This window comes from Paenibacillus sp. FSL R5-0407, assembly GCF_038009185.1.
GTDB lineage: Bacteria > Bacillota > Bacilli > Paenibacillales > Paenibacillaceae > Fontibacillus > Fontibacillus vini.
This window is the reverse complement of the sequence record NZ_JBBPAX010000001.1, coordinates 1982721-2004544: the sequence shown is the minus strand read 5'-3', so window position 1 is coordinate 2004544 and position 21824 is coordinate 1982721. Positions and strand designations below refer to the sequence as shown.

General features: G+C 52.5%; 23 protein-coding genes. 19 read left to right on the top strand and 4 right to left on the bottom strand.

Annotation, left to right across the window (positions count from 1 at the left end; genetic code table 11):
* Positions 1–35 precede the first annotated feature (35 nt).
* Positions 36–1109, bottom strand: a complete 1074-nt coding sequence (locus NYE70_RS09670) for a M42 family metallopeptidase (protein ID WP_211019956.1) — start codon at positions 1107–1109, stop codon at positions 36–38.
* 501 nt (positions 1110–1610) lie between these two features.
* Between NYE70_RS09670 and spoVAC the strand changes: the two genes are divergently transcribed.
* The 19 genes from spoVAC (at position 1611) to NYE70_RS09575 (ending at position 19087) form a co-directional block, all read left to right on the top strand.
* On the top strand, positions 1611–2117 hold the full coding sequence (gene spoVAC, locus NYE70_RS09665) for a stage V sporulation protein AC (protein WP_211019955.1): 507 nt from the start codon (positions 1611–1613) through the stop codon (positions 2115–2117).
* Positions 2117–3142 carry a stage V sporulation protein AD gene (spoVAD, locus tag NYE70_RS09660; RefSeq protein ID WP_211019954.1) on the top strand — a complete coding sequence of 342 codons (1026 nt, stop codon included), beginning with the start codon at positions 2117–2119 and terminating at the stop codon, positions 3140–3142. The genes spoVAC and spoVAD overlap by 1 nt, the downstream gene beginning before the upstream one ends.
* Positions 3139–3489: a stage V sporulation protein AE gene (gene spoVAE / locus NYE70_RS09655; RefSeq protein ID WP_211019953.1), complete on the top strand. Its 351-nt coding sequence runs from the start codon at positions 3139–3141 to the stop codon at positions 3487–3489. Before spoVAD ends, spoVAE begins: the two co-directional genes overlap by 4 nt.
* Before the next feature lie 222 nt (positions 3490–3711).
* Positions 3712–4668, top strand: a complete 957-nt coding sequence (locus tag NYE70_RS09650) for an AAA family ATPase (RefSeq protein ID WP_341047563.1) — start codon at positions 3712–3714, stop codon at positions 4666–4668.
* A 3-nt stretch (positions 4669–4671) separates the two neighbouring features.
* Positions 4672–5922, top strand: a complete 1251-nt coding sequence (locus tag NYE70_RS09645; RefSeq protein WP_445323836.1) for a DUF58 domain-containing protein — start codon at positions 4672–4674, stop codon at positions 5920–5922.
* Positions 5919–8192, top strand: a complete 2274-nt coding sequence (locus NYE70_RS09640) for a transglutaminase family protein (protein ID WP_341045807.1) — start codon at positions 5919–5921, stop codon at positions 8190–8192. Before NYE70_RS09645 ends, NYE70_RS09640 begins: the two co-directional genes overlap by 4 nt.
* A 150-nt stretch (positions 8193–8342) precedes the next feature.
* On the top strand, positions 8343–8870 hold the full coding sequence (locus tag NYE70_RS09635) for a YqeG family HAD IIIA-type phosphatase (protein WP_211019950.1): 528 nt from the start codon (positions 8343–8345) through the stop codon (positions 8868–8870).
* A complete protein-coding gene (gene yqeH / locus NYE70_RS09630; RefSeq protein ID WP_211019949.1) occupies positions 8867–9994 on the top strand; it encodes a ribosome biogenesis GTPase YqeH in 1128 nt (375 codons plus the stop codon). Before NYE70_RS09635 ends, yqeH begins: the two co-directional genes overlap by 4 nt.
* Positions 9995–10035: 41 nt before the next feature.
* Positions 10036–10902, top strand: a complete 867-nt coding sequence (gene aroE, locus NYE70_RS09625; protein ID WP_341045806.1) for a shikimate dehydrogenase — start codon at positions 10036–10038, stop codon at positions 10900–10902.
* A 67-nt stretch (positions 10903–10969) separates the two neighbouring features.
* The gene (gene yhbY, locus NYE70_RS09620; RefSeq protein ID WP_211019947.1) at positions 10970–11260 is read left to right on the top strand and encodes a ribosome assembly RNA-binding protein YhbY; all 291 of its coding nucleotides are present in this window, start codon (positions 10970–10972) and stop codon (positions 11258–11260) included.
* 38 nt (positions 11261–11298) lie between these two features.
* Entirely contained in the window at positions 11299–11892 is a 594-nt protein-coding gene (locus NYE70_RS09615; RefSeq protein WP_211019946.1) for a nicotinate-nucleotide adenylyltransferase, read from the top strand.
* Complete coding sequence (gene yqeK / locus NYE70_RS09610) at positions 11876–12457, top strand: bis(5'-nucleosyl)-tetraphosphatase (symmetrical) YqeK (RefSeq protein ID WP_341045804.1); 582 nt, start codon at positions 11876–11878, stop codon at positions 12455–12457. The genes NYE70_RS09615 and yqeK overlap by 17 nt, the downstream gene beginning before the upstream one ends.
* Positions 12458–12490: 33 nt before the next feature.
* Positions 12491–12838, top strand: coding sequence for a ribosome silencing factor (gene rsfS / locus NYE70_RS09605; RefSeq protein WP_211019944.1), 348 nt, complete (start codon positions 12491–12493; stop codon positions 12836–12838).
* The gene (locus NYE70_RS09600; protein WP_341045803.1) at positions 12835–13773 is read left to right on the top strand and encodes a CvfB family protein; all 939 of its coding nucleotides are present in this window, start codon (positions 12835–12837) and stop codon (positions 13771–13773) included. Before rsfS ends, NYE70_RS09600 begins: the two co-directional genes overlap by 4 nt.
* Before the next feature lie 35 nt (positions 13774–13808).
* Positions 13809–14582 carry a class I SAM-dependent DNA methyltransferase gene (locus NYE70_RS09595; RefSeq protein WP_213656369.1) on the top strand — a complete coding sequence of 258 codons (774 nt, stop codon included), beginning with the start codon at positions 13809–13811 and terminating at the stop codon, positions 14580–14582.
* Positions 14583–14763: 181 nt separating this feature from the next.
* Complete coding sequence (locus tag NYE70_RS09590) at positions 14764–15432, top strand: SGNH/GDSL hydrolase family protein (protein WP_341045801.1); 669 nt, start codon at positions 14764–14766, stop codon at positions 15430–15432.
* 259 nt (positions 15433–15691) lie between these two features.
* Complete coding sequence (gene rnjA / locus NYE70_RS09585; RefSeq protein WP_211019940.1) at positions 15692–17407, top strand: ribonuclease J1; 1716 nt, start codon at positions 15692–15694, stop codon at positions 17405–17407.
* A 164-nt stretch (positions 17408–17571) separates the two neighbouring features.
* On the top strand, positions 17572–18123 hold the full coding sequence (locus NYE70_RS09580) for a hypothetical protein (protein ID WP_341045800.1): 552 nt from the start codon (positions 17572–17574) through the stop codon (positions 18121–18123).
* Positions 18116–19087 carry a sugar kinase gene (locus tag NYE70_RS09575; protein WP_341045798.1) on the top strand — a complete coding sequence of 324 codons (972 nt, stop codon included), beginning with the start codon at positions 18116–18118 and terminating at the stop codon, positions 19085–19087. The genes NYE70_RS09580 and NYE70_RS09575 overlap by 8 nt, the downstream gene beginning before the upstream one ends.
* Positions 19088–19214: 127 nt before the next feature.
* Here NYE70_RS09575 and kduD read toward each other — a convergent pair whose 3' ends face one another.
* The 3 genes from kduD to kduI are packed head-to-tail and all read right to left on the bottom strand — an operon-like array spanning position 19215 to position 21620.
* Positions 19215–19967 (bottom strand): 2-dehydro-3-deoxy-D-gluconate 5-dehydrogenase KduD, encoded by a 753-nt coding sequence (gene kduD, locus NYE70_RS09570; protein ID WP_341045797.1) that lies wholly within the window; start codon positions 19965–19967, stop codon positions 19215–19217.
* Between the two features lie 37 nt (positions 19968–20004).
* Complete coding sequence (locus tag NYE70_RS09565) at positions 20005–20754, bottom strand: DeoR/GlpR family DNA-binding transcription regulator (RefSeq protein WP_341045795.1); 750 nt, start codon at positions 20752–20754, stop codon at positions 20005–20007.
* Positions 20755–20786: 32 nt separating this feature from the next.
* Positions 20787–21620 (bottom strand): 5-dehydro-4-deoxy-D-glucuronate isomerase, encoded by an 834-nt coding sequence (gene kduI, locus NYE70_RS09560; protein ID WP_341045794.1) that lies wholly within the window; start codon positions 21618–21620, stop codon positions 20787–20789.
* Between the last annotated feature and the right edge of the window lie 204 nt (positions 21621–21824).

Here is a 21824-nt window from a genome sequence, read left to right as displayed (position 1 = left end):
CCGAAACTGGCCAGGCGGTTAGCTCTTTTGTATAGTTAGCTGTTTTCCAAAATCGTATTTAACGTCGTGCGGTCGAGACCTTTCACCAGCTTGATCAGCAATTCCTTGGCCGCCTCGTAATCGTCCGTATGAATGATTGAGGACGAAGTGTGAATGTAACGCGAACATATGCCGATCACCGTGGAAGGAACGCCGATTCCGCTTAAATGCACCTGTCCGGCATCCGTACCGCCTGGGGATACGAAATATTGGTACTTGATTTTGTGCGTGTCAGCGGTGTCCTGAATGTATTCCACCATGCCCCGGTGAGTGAGCATCGTCGGATCATAAATCCGCAGCAGGGCTCCTTGCCCCAATTGCCCGAACGCCTTCTTGTCGCCGGTCATGTCGTTAGCGGCGCTGGCGTCGAGGCCAAAGAAAATGTCAGGCTGAATCAGGTTCGCCGAGGTACGCGCTCCGCGAAGGCCGAGCTCTTCCTGCACGGTGGCGCCGCAATACAGCGTATTCGGCAGCTTCTCGCCATGCAGCGCTTCCATCAGCTCGATGGCAAGGCCGACGCCATAACGGTTGTCCCACGCCTTGGCCATAATCTTCTTCGGATTGACCATCGGCGTAAATTCGCAAATCGGGACGATCTGCTGTCCAGGCCGAACGCCGGCCTCCTCGGCTTCCGCACGGCTGTCGGCTCCGATATCAAGATACATTGTTTTGATATCGACAGGCTTGCTGCGCTGGGCCTCGTCCAGCAGATGCGTCGGAATCGATCCGACTACACCGACGATCCGGCCCTGCGGGGTAATGATTTGCAGGCGCTGCGCCAAAACGGCCTGACTCCACCAGCCGCCGATTGGCTGAAAATGCACCATGCCGTTATCGGTAATGCCGGTGGTCATAAAACCGACTTCATCCATATGTCCGGCCACCATGACTTTCGGGCCTTGATCGTCACCGCGGAGGATGCCGAACAGGCTTCCTAATCGATCCTGCACGAATTCATTGGTATAAGCGGATAGCTGCTCTTTAAACCAGGCCCGGAGCTCTCGCTCAAATCCTGGGGCAGCGGGAAATTCGGTCAAGTGTTTAAACAGTTCCATTGTTTTATTGTTCATAAATCGTACTCTCCTTTCCGTCCTTATTTAGTATGTACCACCTGTGAAAGAATGTCTATGATCCGCTAAACGGTCTCCGTATTTCCGCTTCGAATTCCACTCTTTGAATGGCACCGGAATACCGTAAAACTCATATACTGCAGCAAAGCATTTGTTCGTGAACCGAGGAGGCAAGGGGGCAAGTCATAATGGAGCGTTATTCCAAGGATTGGCTGATGATTATGCTACTGTTCATTCTGCTGGTCATTATTCTTCAATATTTATAAGAGGTTGTTCAAAAAGTCATCTTTTGATCACGACTTTTTGAACTTGCACTTAAATAAAGCCCAATCATTTAAACAGCGTTTTCCCGCTAAAGGATTACGCTGTTTTTTTGTTGTGCTCGAAGATAACCGCTATTTGCGGCTATGGATGATTTACCAAACATAACAAGCGGCATGATGACAAATAATGAGTATACCGCGTAAGGAAATGTTTGAATGCATGAAGGAGGGATGGCGCTTGCCAGCCAAAACCAAATCGAGATCCGGTGCCCGGGTGAAGCTGAATACGATGTCGCTGACCGAACAGGATTATAAGGAAATCGCCAAAAAACATAAACCCAAGACGAATATTTTCGGAAACTGCCTGAAGGCGTTTCTTGTCGGGGGGCTGATCTGCCTGATCGGGCAGTGCATCCAGCAATTGTTCATGTCTTATGGCGGGATGACCTCCAAAGAGGCGAGCAGCCCGACGGTCGCCGTGCTGATTATTATTTCCGTAATCCTCACCTCGTTCGGAGTTTACGATAAAATCGCGCAATGGGCAGGCGCAGGCTCGGCCGTGCCGGTTACGGGATTCGCGAACTCCATGTGCTCCTCGGCGCTGGAATCCAAGGCGGAAGGTCTGGTGCTCGGCGTAGGGGCCAACATGTTCAAACTTGCGGGATCGGTCATTGTATTCGGTGTAGTCGCGGCTTTTTTAGTCGGCGTAGTTCACGTTATCTTCGGCTTGGGAGGCGCACACTAATGGTGCTGACCGGTTCGCAAACCTGGGAATTCAAATCGAAGCCGGCGATTATCGGGGCGGCGACCGTCGTCGGCCCGGAAGAAGGACAAGGCCCGCTGTCGGCCGATTTCGACTTTGTGTATGACAACTTGGAGATCGACGAGAAGACTTGGGAAAAGGCGGAGCGCAAGCTGCTGGAACACGCATCCGCCCTAGCCCTTGTGCATGCGGGGATTTCCAGGGAAGAGCTCCAGTTTTTTATCGGCGGTGATTTGATGAATCAGATCATCAGCGCGACGTTTGCGGCGCGGAAGATAGGTGCTCCTTACTTGGGCGTATTTGGAGCCTGCTCAACCTCGATGGAGAGCCTGGCTTTGGCCGCTTTGATCGTGGATGCCGGGGGCGCTCATCATGCGCTGGCGGGAACGGCAAGCCACAACTGTACGGCAGAGAAGCAGTTTCGCTATCCCACGGAATACGGTTCGCAAAAGCCGCCGACCGCCCAATACACGATCACCGGCTCGGGCGCGGCGGTCGTATCCTCGAAAGGATCAGGCCCGCGCATCACCCATGCCACGATCGGGAGGATACAGGATCTGGGAGTGAAAGACCCGTTCAATATGGGCGAAGCCATGGCGCCGGCGGCCGCGGACACGCTGGTCGCTCATTTCAATGATACGGGCCGCAGTCCTGAGGATTATGATTTAATCGTTACCGGTGACTTGGCATCGGTAGGGCACGCTATTGTAAAGGATGTGCTGGAGAAGGATGGCGTATCCATGAAAGGGACGACCTTCAATGATTGCGGCCTGATGATCTTTGACAGGGAGAAACAGCCCTACGTGATAGCGGGGGGCAGCGGATGCGGTTGCTCGGCGGTTGTGACTTACGGACATATTTTGAAGAAAATCAAAAAAGGGGAGCTGAACCGGGTGTTGATTGCGGCGACCGGGGCGCTGCTGTCCCCGCTGTCCTACCAGCAGGGAGAGAGTATTCCGTGCATCGCGCATGCGGTAGCTCTGGAAAAGGAGGAAAGCATAGGATGATATTTCTCTGGGCGTTTGTCATAGGAGGATTGTTTTGCGTAGTCGGTCAGATCATGTTTGACGTATTCAAACTGACCCCCGCTCATACGATGAGTTCACTCGTCGTGATCGGTGCGGTCATGGATGCCTTCGGTTGGTATGATCCGCTTGTCAAATTTGCCGGCGCAGGGGCTTCCGTACCGATAACCAGCTTCGGCAATTCCTTGGTACACGGCGCGTTGACCGAGTTACAGCGTGACGGATGGATCGGCGTAATCACCGGGATTTTTGACGTGACCAGCGCGGGGATCTCCGCGGCGATCATATTTTCATTCCTGGCTGCGCTTGTTGTACGTCCGAAAGGATAACTCAATTGAATCGAATAGGAATGAACAAATTTCTTCAAAAACCTTTGGTCTGCGGACTGAAGGTTTTTTCTGTTTTCAGGAGATTACCGGATCATAAAAAAATCAACATTCATCCCGAAAAGTGCCGAGTATACTTCACCGACTAACTTCATGTACAATAGAAAGAAATAGATGAATACAACACGATGAAACAGGATGATCAAATGTCTGGAGGGAAAAAACGTGCCCGTAAATGAGCAATCGATACGAACATTGACCGCCGTAAAAGACAATTTGGAATCATGCATTCTCGGAAAATCATTTGAAATCAACCTGCTCTTAACCGCTTTGCTCGCCGGCGGCCACGTACTGATCGAGGATGTGCCCGGAACCGGCAAAACCCAGTTGATTAAGGCATTAGCCAAATCGATGGACGGCGAGTACCGGCGCATTCAATGCAATCCGGATATTCTCCCCAGCGATATTACCGGCGTATCCGTATTTCACCCTCATGAGGAACGATTTGTGTTCCGGCCGGGACCGGTTATGACTCACATTCTGCTGGCCGACGAAATTAACCGGGCTACGACCAAAACGCAATCCGCCCTTCTCGAAGTCATGGAGGAGCGCAGCGTCACCGCGGATGGCGTGACCTATCCGCTGCCGCATCCTTTTATGCTTTGCGCCACGCAGAACCCGATCGATTTTGAAGGGACCTATTTGCTGCCCGAGGCGCAGCTTGACCGGTTTATGCTAAAGATCGGGATGGGATACCCGGATGCGGCTACCGAAAAAAATATGCTCCACACTCACAGCCTGGGACAGCCCGTAGACCAGCTGCGTCCAGTGACAAGCATGGAGCAAATCGCCGCGATTCAGCACGAAATCCGCGACGTATATATCAGCGATCTGCTCAGCGATTATTTGCTGGAAATCGTGCGGCGCACCCGTGAGCATGAAGCCGTTCTCCTAGGAGCTTCTCCGCGCGCCTCTCTCGCTTTTATGGCTGCTGCGAAAGCGTTCGCATTTATAGATGGACGTCATTTTGTTCTGCCTGACGATTTGAAAGTTCTGGCTCCTTACGTGCTCGGCCACCGGATATTGCTTCGTCCCGAATCCCGGCTGGACAGCATGAATTCCAAACAAGTGCTTCAGCAGATTTTGCGGCAGGTTCAGGTGCCGATATCTGCGGGACGGTAAATGATGCGGGCCGTGCTGGAGATGTTCAAATCCGGGTTGTCCTCATTAAACTTTTGGAAAGTGGCATCATTATGGCTTATATGTCTATTCTATGTTTTGTTCCAAGGCGGAAAAACGTCGATAATGCTGTTCACGATGATATCGCTGCTGGCCCTTTACTGGGTGGCGGGCGGTATGGGAGGAATCAAGCGAATCAGGGGCTCGAGAACCCTTTCGCAGAATGAAGACCGCCCGGGCCTGCTGAAAGCCGGGGAACAGGTTCAAATCAGGCTTCAGATCCAACCGCCGCGGTTTATGCCGCTCCCTTATATCATCGTCAGGGAACATTTGCAGCGTCATAACGGAGACTCCTGGATATTCGAAGACAGTCTGGTTCCTCACTTTAATAAGGACAGCATTCTGACCTACCAAACTCCTCCTCTGGAGAGGGGGAAATACGTATTTTCCGGGACGGAATGCCATTCTGAAGACATCTTCGGATTGATGAAGCATAAAGGGGTGTTTGAGACCGGCGGAGAGTTCCGTATCCTTCCGCGCACCGTCTTCATTCCGAATTGGCAGTTGCATAGCCGGAATTCACGGCTGGCCGGACCGGAAACCGCAGTTTCCATGTCGCGGCGGGAAACGACCCAAATCAACGGGGTCCGTGATTACATATACGGAGACCGGATTTCCCGGATCCACTGGAACGCTACCGCGAAAACAGGAGCCTGGAAATCGAAGGAATTCGAGCACGAATCGCTCCCGAAAACCATATTGGTGCTGGATGCGCATACGCTCAGTTACACGCAGCCGTCCCAGTTCGAGCTCGCGGTATCGACCGCAGCCTCGCTGCTGGAATACGGATCAAGGGAAAGGATCAGCATGGGCTTGTGTACACTGGGCAAAACCGTTCGTGCATTCGCGCCGGCGGAGGGCTACCTGGAGCGGCAGCAAATGCTTCATCATCTGGTTGATATCCATGCGGATGGATATGGAGGATATAAGGAGAAGCTGGAAGGGAAACGGCAATACTTTCCGTCCGGGGCGTTTTTTATTCTGATCAGTCCGCTGACCGACGATAAAATGCTCGGCATTATGCGCTGGGCCAAATCGCGTCATATGACGCCTTACCAGATTCATACGGGGATTCCGGGGCAGACCGTATACCGGCAGGGATCCCTGAAGACGGTCCTTCAGGAACGAGGAATGAAAGGGGTTACAGTTTCTTCGCTGAGCGATCTTCCGGCAGCGCTGGGGGGTGGCAGATTATGAAACGATCACACAATCGGACCCTTTTTTCCTGGTACCGCCTATTTTCGGTCTTGTGGCTTTTAGTTATCGCTATGCAATGGATCGATTATACGGAGCCTTTATGGTTCGATGAGACAACGGCGCTTGTCACCGTAACGCTTTTGTCGGTGGCTGCCATAGAACTACTGCCCTTGAGAGCGACCTGGCGATGGATCATCAAAGCGATCGTCGTTATGGCGGGCTGGCGCATCGTTCTCATCGCTTATGATGTTTTTTTGCCTTCAGGCCGGCTGGTCCCGGATCAGCTTTATGGTATGGCGCAACAATTCACGCCTTATATTTGGTTTTCGCTGGCGGCCTGGGTATTTTTTGAGCTGGCATTGGAACTGCTGAACGGAAAGAAACGAATCTTGTTGTTTTTGGCTGGAGATCTGATTGCCTTTGCGATTTTGGACTCTTTTACTTCCTATTATTTATGGCAAAATGTAGCCTGGACGGTGTTTGCCGGCCTCGGTTGGCTGGCGAGCCTTCATTTCCGGTCCTTCCAGCTTAAATATCCGCACGGATGGAATCGTCTGCGGCATCAGCCGCTTAGGATCGCCGCCAACATTGTCGCGATCTTTGCCTGCGTATTGCTGATCGGCGTCAGTATGCCATCGGTCTCGCCTGTTCTGACGGACCCATATACCGCTTGGAAAAATCGGGGGGGACCAGGCGGCAATGCCGCTGCGACCCCTGTTTCTTCCACTGATTCGGGATCGGTCACGATTATCGCCCCGCAGGAAGTCATTTCCGGCTATAGCCGAGACGATAAAGAGCTCGGGGGCGGCTTTGAATTCAGTTATGGCCCCGTGATGACGGTCGATACGTCAGTGAGATCCTACTGGCGCGGCGAGACTCGCCGGAATTATACCGGCAAGGGCTGGATGGATCTGAGCGAAGAAGGGCGCGAATTTAACCGGATTCAAGGCGTCTCCACCGGCGAGCTTCCAGGTGAGGAGATACCTCCGAAAGTTGAAATCATGCAAGTAGAGCAGACGATTACGATGCAAAACGAGGAGATTTATCCGGTATTGTTCGGCGGCTATACCATGGGCAGTGTGGAGCTGCTGGATGAGGAGGAGCAGCAAACCGGGGGAACAATGATGTGGGCGCCCAAAGAAGCCGAGCTTCACTGGGAGATGAACCATCAGGCTTTGACCAGAAGTTCTCAACCTATAGGACGCCTCTACCCGAAAAAGTATAAAGTAGTGGCGAATATCCCGGTTATTCCTTTGGAAGAGCTTCGTGAGGCCAGTTTCGAGAGCCTGTATCCTGCGGATAAGGAAAATGCTTATTTGCAAATCCCTTCCGGTTTTCCGGACCGCGTCCGCGAATTGGCGCTGCAGGTCACCGCTGAAGGTACGACGCCCTACAGGAAAATGGAGCTCCTGCAGGACTATTTGAGACAAAATTATGAGTATACCAACCAGCCGGATTTATCTTTGAAAAAAAGTGAAGATTTCGTGGATTCCTTTCTCTTCGAAATCAAACAAGGTTACTGCGATTATTATTCCACTGCAATGGTCATGATGGCCCGATCACTTGGCATTCCGGCGAGATGGGTCAAGGGATACTCACCCGGAACACAGCCCAACCCCGAGTATATGCAGCGGTTCCCGGAGACGGGGATGGACTACCGGGTCAACAATGCGGATGCGCATTCGTGGACAGAGCTATATTTCGGAGACTATGGCTGGGTTCCGTTTGAAGCGACTCCCGGCTTCAGTGCGCCGGTGTTGTATAAGCAGGACGGAAGTGTAATGACATTAGCTGATTCTTCCGACCTCGACGGAGCATCCCGGGATAACGGCAAGGGAATGCTGGAGAGCATGAGTCCCGAGACGATCCGGAATTTGATTATTATCTGCGTTGCGGTAATTCTGGTATGGGCTGTTTATCAGCTCCGTTCGGTGCTGTACTTCGCCTTTTTTCGGCTTCGTCTGGGCCGGCCTTTGACGCTGGGCGAGAAGGCGGTTCTGCAGACGCAGCATTTAATACGCAGGCTGCGACGCAGAGGATTTAACCGGAGCGGCGATGAAACGTTACGGGAGTCGGTCGACCGCTGGAAAGAGAAGCAGCCTGAACTGGCTGCGACCCTGGACACCTTGCTGAGTGAATTCGAACGGGCAAGCTACAGTCCGGAATCATTTTCTCCGCAACAATGGAGAATCGTTCGGGAGCAATCCCGCAAATTGATGCGGATGACCCGGAAGAGAAAGAAGCGGGAGCGGTACGCGGTAATGAGATAATAAAATGAATTTGTGAACACTTCCGAATGTCACTAGCACGACAATGATCCCCGGTGGTTGCACCGGGGACCTTTTCTTTTTTAAAATATAAATATAAAGCAAGGGTAGAATATGGTATAGTTTTTCGTATGAAACCGAGGTGAACGTAAATTGTTTGAAAGATTTTTGCCCAAATTGCGAGTCAACAATGTCTTTGATATCGACCTCCAAGGCTTGTACGAACAAGGGTACCGGGGAATCATCACGGATCTGGACAATACGCTGGTCGGTGCCAAAGCGCCGTTAGCCACGCCCGAACTGGTAGAATGGTTCGAAAAAGTTAAGAAGGCCGGGTTTAAACTTGTGATCGTGTCAAACAATAATTTGGACAGGGTGTCGGTATTTGCGACTCCTTTGAATATTGAGTTCGTGCATAAGGCGAGAAAACCGGCGGGGTCTTCATTCCGGAAGGGGATGGAGATGATGGGCCTCAGACCGGAAGAGACGATCGTGGTCGGCGATCAAATGATGACCGATATTTTAGGTGGGAACCGTCAAGGGTTGTTCACCGTTCTGGTGCTTCCGATCTCCGCAGCGGATGAAGGTTTCGGCACACGCATCAACCGAAGACTGGAGCGGATCGTGAAGCACCGTCTGGGGAAATCGGGATTATGGCTTGAGGAGGAAAAACAGAAATGACAGATAAGCGGAGCGAAGAGCGCGAATTCCGCTGCAGCGGCTGCGGGATTAAACTGCAGAGCGAAGAGCAGAACAAACCGGGGTATACCCCCCAGCAGGCGCTAACGCGGGAGCCGGTCATTTGCCAGCGCTGCTTCCGCATTAAGAACTATAATGAGTCGTCATCGGTTACCGTGGAGCAGGACGAGTTCCTGCGGCTGCTGAGCCAGATCGGCGGAAAAGAAGCGCTGGTCATTCATATTGTCGATATCTTTGATTTTCACGGCAGCGTGATTTCGGGATTACAGCGGTTTATAGGCAATAATCCGGTGCTGCTTGCGGTCAACAAAATCGATTTGCTGCCTAAAGTGACCAATTGGAACAAAGTCCGGAACTGGGTGCAAAAAGAAGCGAAGGATCTTGGTCTTAAGGTGGAGGACGTCGTCCTGTGCAGCGCGAAGCAAAACAGCGGTTTCGATCGCTTGCTGGAAGCGCTGGAGCAGCATAGAGGCGACCGGGATGTATACGTGGTCGGCTCGACGAATGTCGGCAAATCCACGCTCATCAACCGGCTGATCCGGGATTACAGCGATCTGGATCAGGAGCTGACGGTGTCAAGATACCCGGGCACGACGCTGGATATGGTGCATATTCCGCTGGATGACGGAAGATCGATTATCGATACGCCGGGAATCATGTATCCGTCGAGATACAGCGAGCTCGTAAGCCCGCAGGATTTAGGCATCATTCTGCCGGACAAGCCGCTGAAGCCGGCCGTTTACCAGTTGAACGAAGGCCAAACTATCTTCTTCGGCGGGTTTGGGCGGTTTGATTTTGTACAGGGAGAACGCCAATCGTTCACTTGTTTTGTCAGCGGACGAATTCCGCTGCACCGAACCAAATTGGAGCGTGCGGACGAATTGTTTGCGGATCATGCCGGTGAAATGCTGGCTCCGCCGAGCAAGGAGAGCTTGGATAAGCTTCCGGATTGGACGCGGCATGAATTCCGCATCGCCAAAGGCAGCCGGACCGACCTGTTTATATCAGGACTCGGCTGGATCAAAGTCAATAATGAGGCGGGTGCCGTTGTAGCGGTTCATGCGCCGAAGGGGATTAAAGTTTTAGTCCGGCCGTCGCTGATCTAGCCGGAATTTTCGTTTACGGAACGGGTCAAAGGGGGAGAACTATGAATGTCGTGGGGAAAGAGCGGGAGGAGCTGAAATTGCCTCTGCTGCTGGGCGTCGTGGGAGATCCGATCATCCAGTCCAAATCTCCGTCCATGCACCGGGCTGCACTCCAGGCTTCCGGTATCGAAGGGACTTATGTGCCGCTTCATGTAAAGGGTGACCGTCTCGAGGATGCGATTAAAGGGGTGCGTGCGCTCGGATTTCGCGGCGTGAACGTAACGGTGCCCCACAAAGTCGAGGTCATGAAATATCTCGACGAGGTGGATGAAGGAGCCCGTGCGATCGGTGCTGTCAACACAATCGTCAATGACGGAGGCGTCCTGAAAGGCTATAATACGGATGGCATCGGCTATATCCGTTCCCTGAAAGAGGAAGCTGCACCGGATTTGGCCGGGAAGCGGGTGCTGGTGCTCGGTTCCGGCGGCGCGGCGCGCGGGATCGTGTACGCCTTGCTGCAGGAGTCGCCCGCCCGGGTAACCGTGGCAAACCGCACGGCGGAGAAAGCGCGTGAGCTGGCCGCGGAATGGAGCCATCTCGGTGCGCTCCAGGGCTGCGGCATGGAGGAGATCGGCGGCCTGCTGCCGGAGATCGATATTTTGATCAATACGACCTCCGTAGGCATGTATCCGCATCCCGGCCAAATGCCGCTGGATGAGGCGTTGCTGCCTTCCGGCATCGTCGTCAGCGATCTCATCTATAATCCGCTGCGCACGGAACTGCTCCTTCAAGCGGAACGGAAAGGATGTACGATTCATAATGGAATCGGCATGTTCGTCTATCAAGGCGGCTATGCCTTCGAATATTGGACCGGCATGCCGGCTCCGGTGGACGCGATGCGCGCAGCGGTCTTGAGCAGTTTGGTTTAGCCGGCGGACGTTGAAGTGTTAATATATGAAAACAACTATTTTACATTTAGAGGAGTTATGAAATTACATGCTTACAGGAAAACAAAAGCGTTATTTACGGAGCCAGGCCCACCATCTTCAACCGATTTTTCAGGTTGGTAAGGGGGGCACGAACGATCAGATCGTCCGGCATATTTCCGAAGCACTGGAGCGCCGGGAACTGATTAAAGTATCGGTGCTGAACAACAATCTGGACGATCCGCGCGAAATCGCCGAAGAATTGGCGGAAGGCGCCGGAGCGGAACTGGTTCAACTGATCGGCAGAACGATCGTATTGTATAAAGAATCGCGCGAATACAAGCAGATTGAGCTTCCCTAACAAATGACCGCAATGGAACCGGGGAGGAGGAAACAGTCATGAAAAGAATCGGCATCATGGGAGGCGCGTTTGATCCGATCCATCTCGGGCATCTGCTGGCGGCGGAGGCCGCCCGGGAACAGCATGCCTTGGAAGAGGTTTGGTTCATGCCGTCCCATATTCCTCCCCACAAACACCAGGCCGGTGTGAGCGGGGAGCAGAGGCTCGCCATGGTGGAGGCCGCAACCCATAGCCATCCCGCTTTTAAGCCGCTTGATATAGAACTGCGGCGCGGCGGGGTATCCTATACGGTAGATACGATCAAGGCCCTGCGGAAACAGCATCCTGAGCTGGAGCTGTTTTTTATCATTGGAGCCGACATGGTCAATTATCTTCCAAAATGGGAAGGGATCGAGGAACTGACGGGAATGCTCACGTTTATCGGGTTGCAGCGCCCGGGAAGCTTCCTTGAACTTGATGCGCTGCCTCCATATATTCAGGAGTCGGTGCTTCTGGCGGATATGCCGCTCGTCGACATTTCGTCCAGCCTGATCCGCAAGCGGATCGCGAATGGGTTGTCGGTGCGTTACATGGTGCCCGAAGCGGTGTATGAATATATCGTAAGGAGCGGATTGTATGGAATACACCCGTGAACAGCTGATCGAAATCGTCTCCGGTCAAATGCCTGCCAAACGGTGGAAGCATGTCGAAGGCGTGATGGAGACGGCGGTCATTCTGGCGGAGCGGTTCGGCGGCGATAAGGAGAAGGCGGATCTGGCCGCGTTGCTGCATGATTTGGCCAAATTCTGGCCGGTCGAGCGCCAGGAAGCCATGATCCGTGACAACGGGCTCAATCCCGAGTTGCTGGAGCATGACAAGCAGCTTATGCATGCCGAAATCGGCGCGTTCGTTGCGCAGCGGGACTACGGGATCGAGGATCCGGAGGTGCTGAACGCGGTCCGCTACCATACCTCGGGCAGAGTAGGCATGACGAAGCTCGACAAAATCGTCTGCCTGGCCGACTATATCGAGCCGGGCCGGGAGTTTCCCGGCGTAGAACAGATTCGTGATCTGGCTGAACATAGCTTGGAGGAGGCGTTGGTCGCAGGGTTCGATTCGACGATTTCCTTCCTGCTGGAGAAGGGAAAAGTGATTTTCCCGCTGACCGTCCTTGCCCGTAACGGCCTGATCCAGGAAATCAAAGGTTCAAAACAATAAAACAATTATCATTTTCCATAGGAGGATATATGAATGCCGGTATCACCAACTGAATTGCTAAGCATCGCGGTGGCAGCCGCGGAAGATAAAAAAGCTATGAATCTTGTGGCGCTGGACCTAAAAGGTATTTCGCTGATTGCCGATTATTTCGTGATTTGTCACGGGAACTCGGACACGCAGGTGCAGGCGATCGCTACAGAGGTTCGCAAACGTACGCAGGAAGCGGGCGTGCAGATCCGCGGCATCGAGGGAATGAACTCCGCCCGCTGGGTCCTCATGGATCTGGGGGATGTCGTAGTACACATATTCCACCGGGATGAGCGGGAATATTACAACATTGAGCGGCTTTGGTCTGACGCCAAGGTAGTGGAGAACGTATGAGCCTGATCGCGGGAACGATCGTATCTCTTCCCGTAGACCGGGAAGTTTCGCCTTACGGTTATTTTCTCAGCGGAGGAACGCAGGACGTGCTGCTTCATTACTCCGAACTGACAAGCAAGATTCAGCCTGGGGACACGGTCGAAGTATTCTTGTTCTATGATACGGAAGACCGGTTGGCCGCAACGATGAAAAAGCCGTATCTCACGTTAGGTGAGCTCGCTCTGCTTGAAGTGGCCGACGTTCATCCCCGTCTCGGCTGCTTCCTGGAGATGGGATTAGGCCGGCAACTGCTGCTTCCGATCCGGGAGCTGCCGGAGCTGAAAGAACTGCACCCCCAAGTGGGAGACCGGGTCTACGTCCTTATGGAGCACGACAAACAGGGACGTCTGAAGGCCAAACTGGCCGGCGAGCAGGAGCTGGTTCAGCATGCTTTTCACGCACCATCTTCCTGGAACAATCAGTGGATGGAAGCGATCGTATACAAGCCGTTGCAGATGGGGACGTTTGTAATCGTGGAAGGCGGGGTTCTCGGTTTTGGTGCAATCGGCATGATCCACTCCTCGGAACGAAATCGGATGCTTCGTTTGGGTGAGCGGGTTAAGGTGCGTATTGCGCATGTCCGTGAGGACGGGCGCGTCAACCTGTCGATGGCGCCTCGCAAGGAAATCGGCCGTGACGAAGATTCCGAGCGTATTTTGGCTTACCTGGAGAGCCGGCCTGGCGGCGGCATGCCTTTCTCGGATGCCACAGCGCCCGATCTCATCAAGCAGCGCTTCGGGATCAGCAAATCAGCGTTCAAACGTGCGCTTGGCAAGCTGATGAAGGACGGGAAAATTACACAGAGCGAAAACTGGACTTACCTGACCTCCGCTTTGAAGAATAAAGGGGAATCGCAATCGAAAGATGATTCCCAAGCAGAGACTAAGCCAGAATAATCAGAACGTGCGGAAACGAAAGTGCGGTGACAACCATGGTATCTTATCGAAAATTTGCCTATGTTTACGATGAATTGATGGAAGATATGCCGTATCCCGAGTGGATCCGGTTCGCCCGCATGGCCTGGGAGAAGCACGGTATGCCAACATCGGTCGTCGATCTCGGCTGCGGTACGGGCAGCATTTCGATTCCCCTCGTGAATGCCGGATTTCAGGTGACCGGTATCGATCTTTCGGCGGACATGCTGTCGGTTGCCCGGCGCAAAATGGAAGGAACCACGCAAGGCGTCCGATTGTTCCGTGACGGGAGCATCCGCTGGGTTCAACAGGATATGACGGAATGGGAAATGCCAGAGCCGGTTGATTCGGTAATTTCTTTTTGCGATTGCCTGAACTATCTGCTGGAGAAAGATGACATCGTCAGTACCTTCCGCAGAACCTATGAGGGGCTGAAGCCGGGTGGGACCTTCCTGTTTGATGTCCATCATCCGAACACGCTTCGCCGGTATGAAGAAGAACAGCCGTTCATCTGGGACGAATCCTCCGTAGCTTATATCTGGACCTGCGAACGGGATGACGCACGGGATGAAATAGAACATCATTTAACGATTTTTGCCCGTGAGGAAGAGAACGGACCTGGCTTGTACCGGCGATTTGAGGAAACTCATGTCCAGCGTGCTTATGATCCGGATTGGATGACCAGCGAGCTGCTTAAGTGCGGGTTCCGGGACGTCTCCTGTTATGCCGACTTCGAGTGGGTGGAAGCGAAGGATGATGCGGCCAGACTGTTTTTTGTAGCGATAAAATAGTGCGGACACAAAATAAGAGAAGGCCCTGCCCCGATGAGGCGGAGCCTTCTTTGCTGCGGCCGGAATTTGCAGTGTTAGATAATTAAGTTGCTCTACCGCAATTTGGCTGCGAAAAACGGAATTCTCTTATATAATTAAAGAACTTGTACTAACAAGTTCATCGAAAAGGGGATTTTAATTTATGCAAAAGAATAACAAGGTGATTTTATTTCAGGGAGATTCGATTACCGACGGTAACCGGGATCGGGGAACCGACCTCAATCATGTATTGGGACATAGTTACGCTTATATGATCGCGGGGAAGCTAGGCCATACCTGCGCCGAACAAAATCCGTTGTTTATAAACCGGGGCGTGAGCGGTGACCGTGTCTCGGATTTGTACGCGCGCTGGAATGAAGACGCGATCAGCCTGAAGCCCGATGTGCTCAGTATCCTGATCGGCGTGAATGACGCTTGGAGAATCACGTCCGAAGAACCGAGCGGGGTTACAGACCGATTTGAAAGGGCTTACCGGCATCTGCTGACCGAAACCAAGGAGGTTCTGCCTCAGTCCAAACTGGTATTGTGCGAGCCGTTTATTCTTAAAACGGGAGCAACCGTGGCCAAATGGGAGCAATGGACCGACCTGATTTCCGCTTATCAATCCATCGTCCGTGAATTGGCCCGGGAATTCGACGCGGTTCATGTTCCGCTTCAGGATGCCTTCGACGCCGCTGCCGGACGCAGGGAGGAAGCTTACTGGCTTTGGGACGGAGTGCACCCTACGGCGGCAGGTCATCATCTTATCGCCGAGCGTTGGCTGGAAGTAGTAAGTGATAGCGGGTTGCTGCAGCAGCTTGGTTTGAATTAGCACCGTTAATCCGGATCGGCGCGGGGCCAGGCCCTTGAAATAATTCGATTTTATGAAGTGTTTTAACCAGTAGCCAATTGGGTAAATTCTCGAAATAAGCGCATTTTAGCTGGCGTTCGGCCTTGTTCCGGCGTCAGCTTGTTTCTGTGCATTAAGGTTAATGTGGTCTCTTCTAAAAATTAATTAGTTATTGCGATTAGATTTCAGTATAATTATGTTTAGATCAGTCTGCATTATTCTAGAGAGGATTAACCGCATAATGAATGAAGCAAATACCAAACCAGTAGCTACGGCAAAGCCTAACCGGCGCCCTAAGCCTTCGCCGCCCCCGGTACGGATCTATTCCCTCGGCGGAATCGGCGAAATCGGCAAGAACATGTACGGCATCGAATACAAGAACGAGATTGTAATTATTGACGCAGGATTGAAATTCCCGGACTCCAAATTGTCCGGTATCGATTATATTATCCCGGACATTACCTACTTGATCGAGAACCAACACAAAATCAAGGGTTTGTTTCTGACTCACGGGCATGAGGACCACATCGGTGCGCTTCCTTTTGTGCTCCGCCAGTTGTCCGTTCCGGTTTACGGCGGTCCGCTGACGATCGGCCTGGTCCGTGCCAAGCTGGAGGAATACCGGATGCTTGGGGAAGTCAAGTTGCATGTGTTCGAGGAAAATGATCGGTACGATTTTCAACAGCTTTCGGTGCATTTTTTCCGGACGACCCACAGCATTCCCGACGCGTTCGGCATCGTAGTGGACACGCCCTACGGAGCCGTCGTTCATACGGGCGATTTTAAATTCGATTTTACTCCGGAGGACAAGCCGGCCGATCTGTTCAAGATGGCCAGCATTGGGGGCGAAGGCGTACTTGCCTTGCTCGCGGACAGCACCAATAGCGAGAAGGAAGGCTTCACCCCTTCCGAACGCCGGGTAGGCGGCGCTATTCTGGATACTTTCCGGCAATGCGACGGAAGAATCCTGTTCGCAACGTTCGCGTCGAACGTCCACCGGCTGCAGCAGGTTGTCGAAGCAGCCATGCAGTGCAACCGGAAAATCGCGGTTATCGGCCGCAGTATGGAAAAAGTATTTTCGATTGGACAAGATTTGGGCTATATCCGTATTCCGGAAGGCATGCTGATCGATGTTAAGCATATCGACCGGTATGAAGACAGCCAAATCCTGATCGTATGTACCGGAAGCCAGGGCGAGCCTAACGCGGCCCTCAGCCGGATCGCTTCAGGCGCCCACCGTTCGGTTCAGATTTATCCAGGCGATACGGTGATCTTCTCTTCGTCTCCGATTCCGGGAAATACGCAAAACGTCAACCGGAGCATCGATATGCTGATGCGGGCCGGGGCGCATGTGATTTACGGTTCAATTTTTGACATCCACACCTCGGGACACGGAAATCGTGAGGATTTGAAGCTGATGCTCAGCTTTATTCGTCCCAAGTTCTTTATTCCGATTCACGGAGAGTATCGGATGCTGCTCAGCCACAAGAAATTGGCGCTGCAAACCGGCCTGACGGAAGACCGGACCTTTGTGCTTAATATCGGCGATACGCTCTCTATCTATCGCAACCGGGCCAAGCGCGGCAGAACAATTCCATCGGGTGAAGTATTTATCAGCAACGGCGAAATGCGGGCCCGCGAGGATGAATTGATGGAAGAACGGCTGGAGCTTGCGCAGGAAGGCATTGTCATCGTCGTGATGACCTTGGATAAGAAGACCGGGCAAATCTTGGCCGGACCGGATATCGTGACCCGCGGCTTCGTGTACATGCAGGATGCAAGACCGCTGCTGAGACGGGCGGAAGCGGTGCTCAAGCGAGGCCTTACTAAACAGGCTGAACGAGAGGCCTATGACCGGGCGGTCTGGATCAGAAGCATTCATCGGATGATGCGGAAGTACTTCATGAAAGAAGTCGGAAGAGCACCACATATTATGCCTTCGATTTTGGAGGTATAATAAGAAACAAGTAGTTTGGAAGGCGGCCTTAGGGGCCGCCCTTTTTAATATAATCTGAGAGGAATAACGCCTCGAACTTTTCCCTTTTTTAAAAGGTTTTCATGAAAATATGGAGAATATTATTAAGTATCCAGATGTATTTTTTCTATGGGGGGAGGTCAGGAATGAGAAAATCGTTATTCATTTTCTTTACTTTATTCACTGTATTTCTTTCAGCGTGTAATCCCAGCGATAGAAGCCTCGCCGAAGTTGTTAGGGATATTCGGGAGACTATTCCTAATTTCACCATTCCAGTCTTGGATGGTTATGAGGTGAACTCTGTTTTTGATATATCTCTGCCTCAATCTGATACTTCGGCCTTTATTATTAATTACACAGAGCGCAAAGGAAAGAAGTTGAAATCCGAGTTTGGTCCCGAAGATAGCATTCAGGCTCTTTATGGGCCCTATGAAGGGGATGGACTGCTGGAGATTGGAATTAGTGAGCCCGTAGCCGGAAAATCAACAACGGAATATGAGAACACTCGGACCGTGAACGGCCTGACAATTCAATACAATCGTTCAGTGCCATTAAACGCCATCTTGATTTCTACGAAATTTAACGGCCTGTCTTACTTGGCTTCGTCGAGGTCGATAACAAACGAGTATGAAGAGGAACAATTCTTGGAGTTATTCACTAAAGCCCTTAAGGAATTAGGAGAGAACAGGAATGAATGAACTAGTGACAAAGATTGGTACCCCCGAGGTCATTACTTTCGGGGAAAGTATGGCTTTACTGATCGCCGAGGGTGGCAAAGGGCTGGAATACGCCAGATCGCTGGAGCCTTCGTTCGGCGGGGCGGAGAGCAATGTGGCGATCGGGCTGGCCCGGCTGGGGCATGCCTCGGGTTGGTGCGGACGTCTGGGAAATGATCCGTTCGGACAACGGATCATGAAATCCATCCGCGGCGAAGGCGTTGACGTTTCCCGTGCGGAGCTGACGGAAGAAGCCCCTACAGGGCTGATGATTCGTGAGAATGTCGCAGGCAAGAGCTCGGTTTACTATTACCGCAAGCAATCGGCCGCGAGCCGTATGGCCCCGGAGCATCTGGACGAGGAATACATAGCATCCGCCAAAATCCTGCATGTTACCGGCATCACGCCGGCGCTGGGCGCATCCTGCGCAGACACGGTAGCGGCCGCAATGGACATGGCCAAGCGTCATGGCGTCAAAGTCAGCTTTGATCCGAACTTGCGGTTGAAGCTGTGGGGAGTAGATGAAGCAAGGAAGGTGCTTTTGCCGCTCGCTATGAAAGCGGATTATTTCTTGCCGGGCCTGGATGAACTAAAGCTGCTGTACGAGACCGATTCGATGGACGCGATTCTTGCGAAGCTCGATGAGCTGCCGGGAGCAAGCGTCATTAAGGGCGGAGAGAACGAGACTTACTTGTACGAAAAAGGAAAACTGACGGCGGTCCCTTACTTCAAAGCGGAGCACGTCGTTGATACGGTTGGCGCGGGCGACGGATTTTGCGCCGGCTTCCTGGCGGGTCTGCTCCGGGAGTATAGCCTTGAGGAATCGGTCCGCTTGGGCAACCTGATCGGATCTCAGGTCATTCAGGCCGTCGGGGATTGGGAAGGCTTGCCGAGCGCAGCGGAGATCGAAAGGCTGCTGGCCGGGAAAGGCCATGTGGAGCGGTAGATAACCTCTATAACTTCTCCTGCCTGCTTCAGTAATAGAAATAAAGAAAAGCCCGTTCGGGGGATCAACCTCCGAACGGGCTTATTTGTGTGCTTAGTTATGCTTATTTGTACTCAGCTGTACTCAGTTATCTCGCCATCCAGCCGCCGTCGACGCAGAGGATGTGACCGTTCACATAATCGGCTGCAGTGGATGCCAGGAAGACGGCGGGTCCTTTAACATCCTCCTGCGTTCCCCAACGTGCGGCAGGAATCCGATCGGTGATCGAGGCGGTTCTGTTCTCATCGGCACGGATCGGAGCCGTATTGTCCGTTGACATATATCCCGGGGCGATCCCGTTGACCTGGATGCCGCTTGCTGCCCACTCATTGGCGAAGGCTTTGGTCAGCCCGGCGACTCCATGCTTCGAGGCCGTGTAACCCGGAACATTGATACCGCCCTGGTAGGAGAGCATCGAACAGATGTTGATGATTTTACCGCTTCCCCGCTCGATCATATGTCTGCCGGCGATCTGCGAGAGCAGGAATACGGTGTTCAAGTTAATGTCGATGACATCGAACCAGTCTTTCTCGCTATGGTCCTTGGCCGGCGTACGGCGGATGATACCGGCATTGTTGACGAGAATATCGATATGCCCGGTCAACTTGAGGGCTTCGTCAAAGGTTGCCTGCAGCTTATCGTGATTGCTGAGATCGACCTCGATGACGGATGCTTTTCTGCCCAGTGCCGTAATCCGGTCCGCGGTTTCCTGGCTTGAACTATAAGAAGCGCACACGACATCGGCGCCCGCTTCTGCCAGGCCGATCGCGATGCCTTGGCCGAGTCCGCCGGACGAGCCGGTAACAAGGGCTGTTTTTCCCGAAAGATCGAAAAATTTCATAGTAAGAACACTCCTTAGAATAAGTGGAGAATCGTAGTTATTCCACAATAATGCCCGCATCCGAATAGGTACGGCCTATCTCGGCGGGAAGTGCGCCGTCCGTTATGATCCGCGTGATTTCGTTCAGGGATGCAAAGGTACGAAGCGCGGTTTGTCCGAATTTATGATGATTGATCACGGCGATCACTTCACGGGCCGTATCGATCAAGGCCCGCTTGAATTCAATCAGATCGCCGGTGTAGATGGATAGTCCGTGTTCCGGATGGATTCCGGTCGCCGAAATAAACGCTTTTTGAATGTTCAATTGTTTTACGTAATCCGTTGCCTCCGGACCGGCCAGCATATTACGGACGCGATACCCGCCCGGAACGACGAGACGGATATGGTCTTTGGCGGCAAGTTCGCTGATAATATAGACGTCGTTCGTAATGACGGTCATAGACCGGTTATCGAGGCGGCGCGCAATCTCCAGCGTGGTGCTGCCGCCGTCGAGCGCAATGATGTCGCCTTCCTGGATATGGGCCAGCGCTTTGCGGGCGATATCGGCTTTTTCCTCCGCATGCTTGATCAGGGGTTCCTTGGCGGGAAGAATACCGAACTGGTCCCCTTGGGCAAGAACCGCTCCGCCATGCACGCGGATAATCAATCCTTGCTCCTCAAGCCGGGTAAGATCCTCACGGATCGTTTTGCCCGTAACCCCGAGCCTGTCGCTTAGTTCCGCTACCGTTACCTCTTTGTTCGTCAGCAGAACCTCCATAATTTTTTCGTAACGTCGTATCGAGCTCATATCATGTCCACGCTTCCGTTTAGTTTTACCTCTTATTTTAAATGTTTCATAGGGACGGCGTCCATATCGGCATAAGCTTTGTTATCTCCGGCCATGCCCCAAATAAACGTATAATTGCTGGTGCCCACTCCGCTGTGAATCGACCAGCTCGGCGAAATGACGGCTTGTTCGTTTCTCATTACGATGTGACGCGTTTCGTCCGGCTCGCCCATCAGGTGGAAAACAACAGCTTCCTCCGGCAAGTCGAAATACATGTAAGCTTCCATCCGGCGCGGATGAACGTGGGCAGGCATCGTATTCCACATGTTGCCGGTTTTGAGCTGCGTCATTCCCATCACCAGCTGCGAGCTTTGAAGCCCGTTCTCGTGAATGAAGCGATGGATCGTCCGGTCGTTGGAATTTTCGATAGAGCCCAGTGCACCGGATTCCGCTTCGGCGAGCGTTGTTTTTGCGGTTGGGAATTCTTTATGGGCAGGCGCTGAATTCAGATAGAATTTGGCCGGATTCGCAGCGTCCTTGCTTTTGAACAGAACCTCTTTCGAGCCCATTCCTACATACAGGCAATCCTTTGTGTTCAATTCATAGTCCGTACCGTCTACGGAGATGATGCCGGGGCCGCCGACATTGATCGCTCCGAGTTCGCGCCGCTCCAGGAAGTAGGACACACCCAGTTCTTTCAAATCGACTTCCAGCTTCACAGTTTCGTTTACCGGCGCCGCTCCGCCGACAATCATGCGGTCCTCATGGGTAAGCACCAGCTCAAGCTGGTCTGGGGTGAACAGTTTGGGAATATGAAATTCCTGACGAAGCCGTTCTGTGTCGAACCGCTTAACTTCGTTGGGATGAGAGGCGTAACGTCTTTCCATAAATAAATCTCCTCTTTTCGTTTATTTAGGTTTATAATGTTTATATAGGTTTACATTAATCCTTTTTTGTTCATTTTGCAAGCTATCCTCTTCTGCACTCAGTATGGGATCGAAAAATGTTGTAATAAATGCGGTTTTGCCTTTAAATTGCCGAATTACGAGTCCCGGACAAACATGTTAGGATATTAATCAACGAGGGGATAG

What these genes read in the sequence shown, in the direction of transcription:
- kduI (WP_341045794.1), bottom strand. Translation starts at nt 21,620, where the DNA reads ATGGAAAGACGTTACGCCTCTCATCCCAACGAAGTTAAGCGGTTCGAC.
- spoVAD (WP_211019954.1), top strand. Translation starts at nt 2,117, where the DNA reads ATGGTGCTGACCGGTTCGCAAACCTGGGAATTCAAATCGAAGCCGGCG.
- aroE (WP_341045806.1), top strand. Translation starts at nt 10,036, where the DNA reads ATGAATGTCGTGGGGAAAGAGCGGGAGGAGCTGAAATTGCCTCTGCTG.
- NYE70_RS09595 (WP_213656369.1), top strand. Translation starts at nt 13,809, where the DNA reads ATGGTATCTTATCGAAAATTTGCCTATGTTTACGATGAATTGATGGAA.
- NYE70_RS09615 (WP_211019946.1), top strand. Translation starts at nt 11,299, where the DNA reads ATGAAAAGAATCGGCATCATGGGAGGCGCGTTTGATCCGATCCATCTC.
- yqeK (WP_341045804.1), top strand. Translation starts at nt 11,876, where the DNA reads ATGGAATACACCCGTGAACAGCTGATCGAAATCGTCTCCGGTCAAATG.
- yqeH (WP_211019949.1), top strand. Translation starts at nt 8,867, where the DNA reads ATGACAGATAAGCGGAGCGAAGAGCGCGAATTCCGCTGCAGCGGCTGC.
- NYE70_RS09645 (WP_445323836.1), top strand. Translation starts at nt 4,672, where the DNA reads ATGCGGGCCGTGCTGGAGATGTTCAAATCCGGGTTGTCCTCATTAAAC.
- NYE70_RS09640 (WP_341045807.1), top strand. Translation starts at nt 5,919, where the DNA reads ATGAAACGATCACACAATCGGACCCTTTTTTCCTGGTACCGCCTATTT.
- yhbY (WP_211019947.1), top strand. Translation starts at nt 10,970, where the DNA reads ATGCTTACAGGAAAACAAAAGCGTTATTTACGGAGCCAGGCCCACCAT.
- NYE70_RS09590 (WP_341045801.1), top strand. Translation starts at nt 14,764, where the DNA reads ATGCAAAAGAATAACAAGGTGATTTTATTTCAGGGAGATTCGATTACC.
- NYE70_RS09565 (WP_341045795.1), bottom strand. Translation starts at nt 20,754, where the DNA reads ATGAGCTCGATACGACGTTACGAAAAAATTATGGAGGTTCTGCTGACG.
- NYE70_RS09600 (WP_341045803.1), top strand. Translation starts at nt 12,835, where the DNA reads ATGAGCCTGATCGCGGGAACGATCGTATCTCTTCCCGTAGACCGGGAA.
- NYE70_RS09575 (WP_341045798.1), top strand. Translation starts at nt 18,116, where the DNA reads ATGAATGAACTAGTGACAAAGATTGGTACCCCCGAGGTCATTACTTTC.
- rsfS (WP_211019944.1), top strand. Translation starts at nt 12,491, where the DNA reads ATGCCGGTATCACCAACTGAATTGCTAAGCATCGCGGTGGCAGCCGCG.
- rnjA (WP_211019940.1), top strand. Translation starts at nt 15,692, where the DNA reads ATGAATGAAGCAAATACCAAACCAGTAGCTACGGCAAAGCCTAACCGG.
- NYE70_RS09670 (WP_211019956.1), bottom strand. Translation starts at nt 1,109, where the DNA reads ATGAACAATAAAACAATGGAACTGTTTAAACACTTGACCGAATTTCCC.
- NYE70_RS09580 (WP_341045800.1), top strand. Translation starts at nt 17,572, where the DNA reads ATGAGAAAATCGTTATTCATTTTCTTTACTTTATTCACTGTATTTCTT.
- kduD (WP_341045797.1), bottom strand. Translation starts at nt 19,967, where the DNA reads ATGAAATTTTTCGATCTTTCGGGAAAAACAGCCCTTGTTACCGGCTCG.
- spoVAE (WP_211019953.1), top strand. Translation starts at nt 3,139, where the DNA reads ATGATATTTCTCTGGGCGTTTGTCATAGGAGGATTGTTTTGCGTAGTC.